The sequence below is a fragment of the Massilia mucilaginosa genome, assembly GCF_011682145.1.
GTDB classification, from domain to species: domain Bacteria; phylum Pseudomonadota; class Gammaproteobacteria; order Burkholderiales; family Burkholderiaceae_D; genus Telluria_A; species Telluria_A mucilaginosa.
Map to the genome: position 1 here is coordinate 1 of NZ_WHJH01000127.1, position 2,170 is coordinate 2,170.

Sequence of the window (2,170 nt, forward strand, 5' to 3'; positions counted from 1 at the left end):
ACGTGCTGCGGGTCGTCCAGCCCGCGCCGCAGCGCCACAGTGTGGCCGCTACCGAGGCTGAGGCGGCGAATGATGCTGCACAGTTCCAGCCGATCCGTTTTCTGGGGCAGTATCACGACAGCGAAACGGGCTTGAACTACAACCGCTTCCGCTACTATGACGCGGATTGCGGGCGATATGTTTCGCTCGATCCGATCGGACTTGCGGGAGGAAGCAACTCGTACCAATATGCGCCGAATCCGAGCGCCTGGGTCGATCCGTTTGGCCTGGCGAAAACTTGCGCGTGTGAAGGGGCAAACAAGGCATCCGCTGCAGATCCGGCAGCGATCCGCGCGCGGGTCATGGGCAATATCGCAGATAGCCAGGCTGCGCGAGCGTCGTCGCAATTTCAACAGCTAAGCCGCTACGAAACGGCATACAAGTTCTATGCAGACGCCGGCTATAAGCCGGAACGCGCTGCTGGTCACTTGGCGGGAATTGACTTTTCACTGCCGGTCTCAGTGACAGAACTGACGGCGGGTAAAAACTATCTGCAGTACCCGATGGATGGAAAAATGGGTAACTATTTCACGACAATTGGCACACCTGCGGAGACCATCGGTATCAATCCTGCCGGACGTGTGCCGACGCTCTACACGCCAACAAAGAACACCCCTGCGTTACAGAGCACTGCTGCGGATATACTTGATACGTGGACAGTTCCAACGCAGCCGTATATGACGCAGGGTGGCGGGATACAGTACTTCGTAAAAGACAGAGACATTTTTGTAGAGGTTCCAACACCATGAGCAGACAGCAACTTTTAGAGCTTGGCAGGCAGAAATGCAGCGCCTTGCTCGACAAATACCCGAGTAGCACCGCACTGTTGTCGGTGTTACGCCAAATCGAGTATTTGATCGGATTAGACAATGGGACGATCACAGACAGGTCCAGGCTAAAAGAGATCATCATCGGCGTCCTTACCGCACGCGAAATTGAACCTTTGGACGATGACGCAGCCGAAACGTTCTACCAAATTGCGAGTGAGGCAAAGCAGATGTAACCAGGGGCCCCGAGCTAAGGGGCTCGGGTCAAGGGGCTCGGGGGCTCGGGGTCAGTGCCGACAAAGTACCACGGGCTCGGGGTCAGTGCCGACAAACTACCACGGGCTGAACATTAGGCAGCCCGGAGGTAAGCTGACTTTCTCGGACACTTCCGTTTGATAACTTGTCAACGGGAGTGAAAACATGAAATCAATCCCACAACGCCGGAGTTTCGGGCCGAGGCGGTCAAGCTGGCGCTTGCCCAGAGTCTAACGCTGTAAGAAGCCACGAAACGAATCACCGTGCCGAAAGGGACTCTGGCGAACCAGGTAAGCGCTGCCAAGCGCGGACTCGAAAAACCGAATGTGAATGTAGAATACGATATATTGGCAAGCAATTTCAATCTCTGGAATACCTGCCTTAAGATTATTCGCGACTGAAATTATGCGCTCTCCATTGAAGGAGAACTGGATGACGACGGATGTTGGCCACACGATGCCTTGTGGCTCGCCGAAAGAGATGGTTTTATCTTCAAGGCAGATAATCCGATAGAATTGCTCGGATTTATTGGCATGTATGAACACGTTCAGCCATCCGAGGATGTACCTTATTGGTGGTACAAAGACTGCCCAGACATAAAGAGCGAACTGATGCGCAAAGCATTCCCTGATGGCAATCTAATTGAATTCTAAACTATGGATGCTAAAGAAATTGAAAGCTATGTGGGTTTAGGCTCGCGCCGGACAATTTGTGTGTTTAGGGAGAGGTTGGCGGATATTGATTCATATGCAATATCAGTATACATTTCAGGTCAGCCCGGGCATTACTCCTTGAATGTTGAATTCGCCCCGGTCACTATGGGGGACCTCGAAAAACCGACCCAGCCGTGGCATCATAGCGGCTCCACGTTGCTGCCCCAATTTCATGATCAAGACGAGTCTGTTTGCCGACCAAGAGCGCGAAGCCAAGCTGAATAAGCTTGGTGATGCGCTCAAGGTGATGGAGCAGCATGTCGACTTCATCGCGCTTGCCGATGCGGTTGACGAAGCGGCTCCACGTCCCGGCCGCGAACGCGGCGGGCGTCCTCCGTTCCCGACCGAACTGATGGTTCGGGTCCTGCTGATCCAGCAGTTGTTCAACCTGAGCGA

At 53.8% G+C, this 2,170-nt stretch carries 3 protein-coding genes; all 3 read left to right on the forward strand.

Annotation, left to right across the window (positions count from 1 at the left end; genetic code table 11):
* Positions 1-788 (forward strand): RHS repeat-associated core domain-containing protein (locus F2P45_RS35815; RefSeq protein ID WP_229505436.1); only part of this gene is annotated, 788 nt, incomplete at its 5' end.
* A complete protein-coding gene (locus F2P45_RS34010) occupies positions 785-1,042 on the forward strand; it encodes an immunity protein Tsi6 family protein (protein ID WP_166882624.1) in 258 nt (85 codons plus the stop codon). The genes F2P45_RS35815 and F2P45_RS34010, both read left to right, overlap by 4 nt.
* 904 nt (positions 1,043-1,946) lie before the next feature.
* Positions 1,947-2,170: transposase (locus F2P45_RS34015; RefSeq protein WP_166882625.1), on the forward strand; the 224-nt coding region annotated here is incomplete at its 3' end.

Excerpts from the sequence above, each read along its gene's own strand:
- F2P45_RS34010 (WP_166882624.1), top strand. The coding sequence starts at position 785 with ATGAGCAGACAGCAACTTTTAGAGCTTGGCAGGCAGAAATGCAGCGCC.